Source organism: Nocardia sp. NPDC102475 (genome assembly GCF_055584605.1).
On sequence record NZ_JBVJLS010000058.1, the window covers coordinates 1 to 8774 of the forward strand.

Sequence of the window (8774 nt, forward strand, 5' to 3'; positions counted from 1 at the left end):
TCCGACAGCACAATCTCGACAGCAGAAGGCCCACGATGCGACACACAAAATAGGTTACATACTTACTTGCCTAATTTCAGGCGCGACACACTAGTGCCTCGTCAAGCAACTATCGGTAGGTAATCGGGTCGCCGGATTTGGAGTTGATGGCGAAGTCGCGTTTGGGTCGGGCGTGCTGGTTGTACCAGCGGATGTAGGCGCCGATCGCCGCGTCTTGTTCGTCGTGGCTGTGGTGGTCGGTGCCGTTGAGCGCGATGTAGCGTAGTGCCGCGAATTCGGATTCGATCCAGTTCAGCCACGACGAATAGGTCGGCAGGTACACCAGTTCGACGTTGTTGGCCGCGGCCCAGGTGCGGACCTCGGGGTGTTTGTGCGGACCGAAGTTGTCGGCGATGAGGTAGAGCCGTTCACCAGGCCAGCGTGCGCGCAACGACTTCAACAACAACAAGAACTCGCGCCACCGCTTACGGCCTCGGATGCGGTGGTGAAGTTTGCCGGTGGCCAGGTCCAGAGCGCCGAGCAGGTGCCGCACCCCTTGCGTGCGCCGATAGGTCGCGCGCAACCGTCTCGGATGTCGACGCGGAAACCAGCCACGACCGGCCCGGCGTTGCAGGTTGAGTGGCCCGAACTCGTCCACACAGATCACGCGCCCGTCGGCCGGCCGTTGGTCGTAGAGGTCCAGGACCCGGTTCATCTTCGCAGTGAACTCGGGATCGGTGCCTACCTTCCAGGTCTTCGTGGACTGCCGCGACACCCCTTCGTCTTTGAGAAGCTTGCGTAACGTCTCACGACTGATCTTGGCGATCTTGTTGATGATCAACACTTCTCGCAGCTTGGACAGACTCCACGTCGAAAACGGCCATCCCAGATCCCGCGGGCAGCATCGAGCGATACAAGCGATCCGCTCACGCGTCGTTCGATCGACCTTCCTCGGCCTGCCCGCGCTCGGTTTTGGGTCCAGAGCCTCGAACCCCCGTTCATATCACCGACCACGAGTCCACGATCAACCCGACACCCGGTTATAGCGGCCACTCACTTGGACGAGGCACTAGCTGCGCCGACAGGTATATGGGTTTCCCGGCACAGACGAACTATGCCCGCCCGGCAGCGGGGCGTCCGTATCGACCACGCCTCGCGGTCGCTCCGCCCCAGAGGCGCTTCGGGTACCCCTGAAGCACGGGTTATTGCAGTTCAGAGACCGTTTCCGTGGCTCTCTTGCTTGATCGCACCACCGACCTCGTGCAGTGACGCAAAAAAAGTTCAATGTGATTGAGTTCACCCTCTAGACGCATATGGCTCAATGTCATATTCTTCTTGCCATCATGCCATACGGTTCTGGGGGTGGTCACGATCACACCACGTGTCCCCCGAGGCGTGGCCATCGGTCATAAGCACATCCAGCATCTAGTTGAGCGTTCGTTCACTCGGAACCAATGAAGGAGACATCAATGGGCAGGGTTGCAGGCAAGGTCGCTCTGATCACGGGCGCCGCGCGAGGACAAGGACGTAGCCACGCGCTGCGCCTGGCTGAGGAGGGCGCAGACATCATCGCGATTGACATCTGTTCGCAGATCGACGGTGTCAACTACGGACTAGCAACTCCCGAGGACCTCGCAGAGACCGTTGAGCTGGTTGAGAAATTTGGCCAGCGCATCCTTCCGATTCAGGCCGACGTTCGAGATCTGAGCGCAATGAAGGCGGCGGTTGACCAGGCTGTCAACGAGTTTGGAAAGTTGGACATCGTATCGGCAAACGCCGGTATCTCTCCGCTCGGTCCGCTACCTCTGCACGTCTTTCTGGACGTTGTGAACGTGAACCTCTCCGGCGTGATCAACACAGTCACCGCCGCAATCGATCACCTTTCTGCTGGGGCATCCATTGTCGTCACGAGTTCGGTCGCCGCGATGATGAAGGGCGGCACGGAGGGGCAGGGGCCCGGTGGCAGTGGCTACACATTCGCCAAGCGGACGCTCGTCGACTTCGTCAAGGACCTCGCACGAACCCTGGCGCCGCACAGCATTCGGGTCAACACCATCCTCCCTACGAATGTCAATACGCCCATGCTGCACACCGAAACGATGTACCGGCTGTTCCGTCCCGACCTCGAGAATCCGACTCGCGAAGAGGCTGAGGTCGCGTTCGCGACGTTGGCACTTATGCCGATCCCTTACGTGGAGCCGAGTGACATCAGCGAGGCGCTCCTCTACTTCGCATCCGATGAATCCCGTTACGTGACCGGTCAGGTCCTGGCTGTCGACGGCGGCCAGTTGCTACACGACATCGTCCTCGGCTAGATGAATGCGATCACTTCGGCTGATCGCGTCCCGGCATCTCCTGCACTCGACCGCCGAGCCGGCGTCGATGACTCATACCGGAAGAAGCACCAATGACTGAAGCACACCAGACGACAGCGACTCTCCAGGGCGAGTCGCGGTTGTTCATCGATGGCAAGCTCGTCGAGTCGAGGTCCGGAAGGTACTTCGACAACATCAATCCCGCCACGGAGGAGGTTCTCGGACAGACTTCCGACGCCACTCCCGAAGACGCTCGAGACGCGATTGCCGCTGCACGAAACGCATTCGACAACTCAGCGTGGGCGACCGATCGGGAACTCCGTAAGCGATGCCTCAACCAACTGCAGGCCGCGCTCGAGTCCGAGCGAGAAGAATTTCGAGCCGAGTTGGTGGCAGAGGTAGGAACTCCGGTTCAGCTCACATACGGTTACCAGCTCGACGCGGTACTCGATGAGGCCCTGAAGTGGCCGATCGAGTTCATCGACGAGTTCCAATGGGAACGACAGATCGCAAATGGACACAACTTCGGCTCCAACAGCCACCGGTTCGTCTGGAAGGAACCTGTTGGTGTTGTCGGTGCGATCGTGCCGTGGAACGCACCTCTGGAAGTCAGTCTGAACAAGGTGGGTCAGGCTCTAGCGACTGGCAATACGGTCATTCTCAAGGCCGCGCCGGATACGCCCTGGAACGCGACTCGATTGGGGCGCTTGGTCGCTGAGAAGACCGACATTCCGCCCGGCGTTTTCAACGTCATCGCATCGTCAGACAACCTTGTCGGTGAAGAGTTGGTGATCGACCCAAGAGTCGATGCAATCTCATTCACAGGCTCCACTGCGGTCGGCAAGAGGATCATGCAAAAGGGCGCCGAGAGCGTGAAGCGAATCTTCCTCGAGTTGGGGGGGAAGTCGGCCAATATCTACCTGGAGGACGCTGATTTCGAAACGCAGCTTCCCACTACGACTTTCGCCTGCCTGCACGCCGGGCAGGGATGTTCCTTGCCCACCCGCGTGCTGCTTCCCCGGTCCCGCTACGACGAGGGCATCGAACTGATCAAGGCAGCATGGGAAGCCGTCCCCTACGGCGATCCCTTGGACCCGCAGAATATCTGCGGTCCCCTGATCAGTGCGAAGCAGCGCGAGCGCGTGCTCGGTTATCTGGACAAAGGCGTTGCCGAAGGAGCGACCCTCGTCACGGGGGGAGGGCGTCCAGAACACCTCTCTCGCGGCTACTACGTGCAGCCTACGGTATTTGGTGATGTGAACAACGAGATGACTATTGCGCGCGAAGAGATCTTCGGTCCGGTTGTGGTCGTCATTCCCTTCGACGACGACGACGACGCTGTACGCATCGCCAACGACAGTATCTATGGATTGGGCGGAGCGGTGAGTGCAGCCAGCGACGAGCGCGCCCTGGCCGTGGCACGCCGTTTGCGCACCGGCACAGTTCAAGTCAACGGCGGCAACTGGTATGGAGCAGACTCTCCGTTCGGCGGCTACAAGGCCAGCGGCGTCGGCCGGCAGAACGGTCTCGAAGGCTTCGAGCAATACACCGAGACCAAGTCGGTCGCCGTCGAGATCCGATAGCCAGCGATCCTCAAATCGCCAAGATATGACGTAGTTATCTGTCGTTTAACGGATCACCGCCTCTGCCGCTGAGTACCTCTGCGTGACCGCGAAAACACGCGGGAAGACCAGCGTTATCAATAGAACCATTTCTAAAGTCAGGAGAAGACCACGTGACTGACACCACGACCTTGAAGTCGGATGTGACCGTGCTGAGGCATGGTCTGAACCGAGCCACTTGGGGCGACGACACCCCTCGCTACTGGACCCGGATGAGTGGAGAAGTCGGACAGAGAACGGAATCTGGTGTCTGGCTCACCTCTACAGACGCAGTCGAGTTCGCCTTTCGGCATCCTGAGATCTTCTCGTCTCGGCCTGATGCCGCTTTCTACGGTTCTGCGGGTGGCCTCATTCCGCTACAGATTGACCCGCCAGATCACCGCCGGTACCGTCGCATGCTCGAACCACTGTTCTCGCCGAAGCGTGTGGGACAGTTGCGTGAAGAGATTGTCAAGCTCGCCAATCAGTGCATCGACGTGTTCGATCAGCGCCCGTCGTGCGATTTCAGCACCGAGTTCGCTCTGCCGTTTACCTCTGGCGTATTCCTGAATCTTCTCGGGCTCCCACTCGAGGGTCTGGATAGCTTCATCGTCCTCAAGGAGAATGTGATTCGGCCCAGCGCCGATACCGAGGAGGAAGCGAATGCGATCAGGACCTCCGCCGGTGCCGAGTTGCGCGAACTCTTCTCGTCTCACTTGGACCTACGCAAGTCGCAGCCGACAGACGATCTCTTGTCGTACTTTGTACGATTGGAGAACGACGGCGAGGTTACACGAGAAGAGACCCTCAATATGTGCCATCTTCTCTTCATCGCTGGCTTGGATACCGTATCGGGCACCCTCGAGTGCATGTTCGCAGACCTTGCCCGGACGCCCGAACTGCGCGAACAGATCGTGGCGGACACTGACGTGATCCCGACCGCCGTCGAAGAGTTTCTTCGGTGGATTGTCACAAGTCCCATCGCTCTTCGAATCGCGGTCGAGGACGTTGAAATAGACGGATTCAAGATCCGTAAAGGCGAGGTGGTTTACATCCTGCATGCCACACCCGGCTTCGACCCTGCTCGGGTAGCCGTACCCGAACAGATCGACCTTTTGCGTGAAGATAACCCACACGCCGCTTTCGGTCTTGGTATTCACCGGTGCCTCGGTTCCCACCTTGCTCGACTCGAGCTCGACGTTGCTTTGCGTGAGTGGCATGCGCGAAAGCCGACGTACACGCTTCCGGCGGACTACACGGTGCAGTACACGCCTGGATTGCGTGGCGTTGAGAACTTGATTCTGAAGTTCTAGGTTTCGTTCGACCCATCGGCCTTGCACGTCAGATCGGATCAGCTGTTAGGGGACCAAGACCGGCCTAGTTCGGTGCCCCGCAGTCGACATCGAGCAGAGAAGGAGAACCCTATGAAAATCCTCGTAGACGCTAAAGTGTGCGCCGGGCACGCTCGGTGCCACTCACTTTCACCTGAGCTCTACGACATCGACGACGACGGCTACAGCACTATCACTGAGCTCGAAGTCCCCGTCGAGCTCGAAGAGAATGCTACTCAGGGCGCCAGAGCATGTCCTGAGCGAGCCATCACCATCGTATGACGAAACTTATGAGGTACGTACTGACTGTCGGCGTTCGAGCGAGTTATAAGTCGAAAGTTGCTGGCCGAATCGGCCGAAACCCAACGTCAGGGAGCAAGAGATGCCTCATGTTGTGACTCAATCCTGTTGCAAAGACGCCAGCTGCGTGCCGGTCTGTCCAGTAAATTGCATTCATCCAACTCCCGATGAACCCGGATTCGCCACCGGCGAGATGCTCTACATCGATCCGGACGTGTGCATCGACTGCTCAGCATGTGTGACAGCATGCCCGGTAAGTGCCATCGTGGCGGACTACGACCTAGAAGATGCTGATCTTCCGTTCGTTGATATCAATGCGACGTATTATGAGGAACCCTCACATCAAGGCTATTCCACTACACCGGTAGTCGCCAATAAACGGCGATTCGAACTGCATGAAAGAGGTCCGCTTCGTGTAGCGGTCGTCGGTTCTGGCCCAGCTGCCATGTACGCAGCCGAGGAACTTCTCACTCGCCGCGGATTGGAGGTTGAGGTCGACGTTTACGAGCGACTCCCCGTACCGTGGGGTCTTGTTCGTTTCGGTGTTGCGCCTGATCATCAGTTGACGAAGTCCGTCACGAAGTTGTTCGCGAAGACAGGTTCGCGTCGTGGTCTGTTCTTTCATTTCAATGTCGAGATCGGCACTCACCTCACGCATGACGAGTTACTCGAACACCACCACGCCGTCGTCTACGCTACGGGCGCGCCGCGCGATCGACGTCTGGGGGTGCCCGGAGAACTCCTCGAGGGGAGTCACTCGGCGAACGAGTTCGTGGCTTGGTACAACGGCCACCCCGACTTTGCGGATATGAGCTTCAACTTCGGGGTCGAACGTGCAGTTGTCGTCGGTACCGGCAACGTCGCCCTCGACGTAGCGCGTGTACTCGCGAGCGACATCGATTACCTGACGACGACCGATATGGCGGATCATGCGCTTGAGGCTCTGAGACATAGTCAGATTCGAGAGGTCGTTGTTCTCGGAAGGCGGGGCCCGGAGCATGCCGCATACACGCTGTCCGAGCTTGTCGGTCTCACCAACTATGACGTTGCCACGGTGCCGGATGCTCTCTCTTCGCCCGACCCAAAGACACAGTTCTTGAAGCAGGTTGCTGCGCAACCTAAGTCAGAGGGCCGGCGACGAATCGTATTTCGATTTCTATCGTCCCCGTTGGAGCTGGTCGAGCACAGTGGCCGCGTTCGAGCTGTGCGAGTTGTACGTAACGAGCTCGTGGATGGCTATATCACTCCGACAGATAACGTCGAAGAGTTCGACTGCGGCCTGGTTCTCCGCTCGATCGGGAATCGCGGAATTCCCCTGTCTGGCCTGCCATTCGACCAAGTTCTTGGCACGTTGCCGAACGTCGCTGGTCGCGTTGTCGATTCAGCTACGGCGGAACCCCTCGTCGGGGTATATGCCACTGGATGGATTAAGCGCGGGCCGTCTGGCGTAATTGGCACAAATAAACAATGTGCGCAAGAGAGTGTTGAATCGCTATTGGCCGACTTCAGCAACGGGAAACTGCGAGTGCCTTCCCAGGGCCGCCCGCATCTCGATGAGCTCATCAGGCTGCGTCAGCCATCTTCATTTGGGTATAGCGGCTGGAAGGCGATAGACGCATATGAGCTTACGGCGGGACGCGAGGGTCGACGTCCGCGAAGGAAGCTTGTAGATGTGTCAAGGATGGTCGATGTCGCACTAGGAACATGTCCGACTCGATGAAGCGCCCTGACGAGTTCGGACGACTCGCCACGCACATCCTCACAAATGGATACATCAACGGGGAGGCGATCCGTCTCGACGGTGCGATCCGGATGGCCCCACGCTGGTCTTTCGTGGCGACCGTCGCGGATCGACGCTTCGGTCGCCCGCCCACGTCCAGTAAGCCGACGAAAGAATATCGACATGGCTGTTGTTTTGACCGAGTTCTCGGGCGGCGTTGCCGTCATCTGCATAAATCGTCCCGAGGCAAAGAACGCTGTCAATCTGGAGGTGTCTGAGGCGTTAGCCGACGCGGTAGACGAGTTTGAAAACCGTCGCGACTTGACCATCGGCATACTCACTGGTTCGGGTGGAACATTCTGTGCTGGAATGGATCTCAAAGCGTTTGCGCGTGGTGAACGCCCATCGATACCCGGTCGAGGATTCGGCGGCATCACAGAACGTCCGCCAAAGAAGCCGCTGATCGCTGCCGTCGAAGGATGGGCGCTCGCCGGCGGATTCGAACTCGCGCTGGCTGCCGACCTGATAGTGGCCTCCAGCGACGCCAAGTTCGGTATTCCTGAGGTAAAGCGTGGCCTCGTCGCCGCCGCGGGCGGTCTCCTGAGACTGCCAAAAATTTTGCCATACCCGCTGGCTATGGAAATGGCCATAACCGGTGATCCGCTGACTGCCCACGACGCCTTCAAGTACGGGCTGGTCAATCGCGTCACCGAACCGGGTCAGGCACTAGCGGGCGCCAAAGAACTCGCCGCGCGGGTGGCGTCAAACGGGCCCCTTGCCGTGCGCGCGACCAAACAAGTTCTCTCGATGGCCGCAAACTACACCGACGCGAGTGTATTCGTAGCACAGCGCGCGTTGACAGACCCCGTCTTCGCCTCGGCCGATGCGCAGGAAGGCTCACGGGCGTTTGCAGAGAGGCGCCCGCCGGTCTGGGTCGGCGCTTAGCCGCAAACGGCGGATCGCCGAGGCCGTGACCGGACCGAGGAAGTTCTCAGACAGACGAGTTTCACTCAAAACCAGAGCCGCTCAGTCGCTCTACATCTCCCAACCCTCGCTCTCACAGGCGATCCGAACATTGGAACGCCGTCTCGGTACAACGCTTTTCGACCGCACCGGACGTCGTCTCGAACTCACGTCGAAGTCCTCACGCCAATGGCACTTTGTCTCCGCGCGGATCACCATGCGCGTCTTGAGGAAGCGTAGCCCTCATTTCAACGCTCACGACCCTGCTTGTGACTGGTGGCACCACATCAGTCGAGCAAGGCCGAGTCCGGGAAACGTGACCGGGTTGTGATGTAGTGGCGGTCACCGGTGCTGGAGTAATGGCGTTGTTTCATAGCGTGATTCGTTCGAGACCGCACCCTTCATGGTTCAGTGGGGCAGCGATCGTCGGGTGGCCTTTCCATCTTTTGGCTCGGACCCGCGGGTCCGCCTGGGCCGATCCCAATGAATGAGACCGATCGGTATTAGAGTCCTTGTTTGGCCTGGTGAGGGCCGAGAAGGGACACTGATCGACATGGCAGGACGC

6 protein-coding genes and 3 pseudogenes are annotated in these 8774 nt (G+C 59.0%); 8 read left to right on the forward strand and 1 reads right to left on the reverse strand.

The window, feature by feature from the left end; all coding sequences use genetic code 11:
* Positions 1 to 109: 109 nt before the first annotated feature.
* Positions 110 to 967, reverse strand: a pseudogene (locus tag ACZ60G_RS43865) (IS630 family transposase); the annotation flags it as partial.
* Positions 968 to 1448: 481 nt separating this feature from the next.
* On the opposite strand from ACZ60G_RS43865, the gene ACZ60G_RS43870 reads away from it, so the two are divergent.
* The 8 genes and pseudogenes from ACZ60G_RS43870 to ACZ60G_RS43905 form a co-directional block, all read left to right on the forward strand.
* A complete protein-coding gene (locus tag ACZ60G_RS43870) occupies positions 1449 to 2294 on the forward strand; it encodes a mycofactocin-coupled SDR family oxidoreductase (RefSeq protein ID WP_465818325.1) in 846 nt (281 codons plus the stop codon).
* 92 nt (positions 2295 to 2386) lie between these two features.
* Positions 2387 to 3877 (forward strand): aldehyde dehydrogenase family protein, encoded by a 1491-nt coding sequence (locus ACZ60G_RS43875; RefSeq protein ID WP_465818327.1) that lies wholly within the window; start codon positions 2387 to 2389, stop codon positions 3875 to 3877.
* Between the two features lie 152 nt (positions 3878 to 4029).
* Entirely contained in the window at positions 4030 to 5208 is a 1179-nt protein-coding gene (locus ACZ60G_RS43880; protein WP_465818329.1) for a cytochrome P450, read from the forward strand.
* Positions 5209 to 5319: 111 nt separating this feature from the next.
* Positions 5320 to 5508 carry a ferredoxin gene (locus ACZ60G_RS43885; protein WP_465818331.1) on the forward strand — a complete coding sequence of 63 codons (189 nt, stop codon included), beginning with the start codon at positions 5320 to 5322 and terminating at the stop codon, positions 5506 to 5508.
* 100 nt (positions 5509 to 5608) lie between these two features.
* Positions 5609 to 7246, forward strand: a complete 1638-nt coding sequence (locus tag ACZ60G_RS43890; protein WP_465818333.1) for an FAD-dependent oxidoreductase — start codon at positions 5609 to 5611, stop codon at positions 7244 to 7246.
* Between the two features lie 2 nt (positions 7247 to 7248).
* Positions 7249 to 7350, forward strand: a pseudogene (locus ACZ60G_RS43895) (3-hydroxyacyl-CoA dehydrogenase); the annotation flags it as partial.
* A 79-nt stretch (positions 7351 to 7429) separates the two neighbouring features.
* Positions 7430 to 8191, forward strand: a complete 762-nt coding sequence (locus ACZ60G_RS43900; RefSeq protein WP_465818335.1) for a crotonase/enoyl-CoA hydratase family protein — start codon at positions 7430 to 7432, stop codon at positions 8189 to 8191.
* Between the two features lie 25 nt (positions 8192 to 8216).
* Positions 8217 to 8450 (forward strand): annotated as a pseudogene (locus ACZ60G_RS43905) (LysR family transcriptional regulator); the annotation flags it as partial.
* Positions 8451 to 8774 lie beyond the last annotated feature (324 nt).

Bases quoted from the DNA above. Each gene is read 5' to 3' on its own strand.
- ACZ60G_RS43870 (WP_465818325.1), top strand. From the start codon at position 1,449: ATGGGCAGGGTTGCAGGCAAGGTCGCTCTGATCACGGGCGCCGCGCGA.
- ACZ60G_RS43875 (WP_465818327.1), top strand. From the start codon at position 2,387: ATGACTGAAGCACACCAGACGACAGCGACTCTCCAGGGCGAGTCGCGG.
- ACZ60G_RS43885 (WP_465818331.1), top strand. From the start codon at position 5,320: ATGAAAATCCTCGTAGACGCTAAAGTGTGCGCCGGGCACGCTCGGTGC.
- ACZ60G_RS43890 (WP_465818333.1), top strand. From the start codon at position 5,609: ATGCCTCATGTTGTGACTCAATCCTGTTGCAAAGACGCCAGCTGCGTG.
- ACZ60G_RS43900 (WP_465818335.1), top strand. From the start codon at position 7,430: ATGGCTGTTGTTTTGACCGAGTTCTCGGGCGGCGTTGCCGTCATCTGC.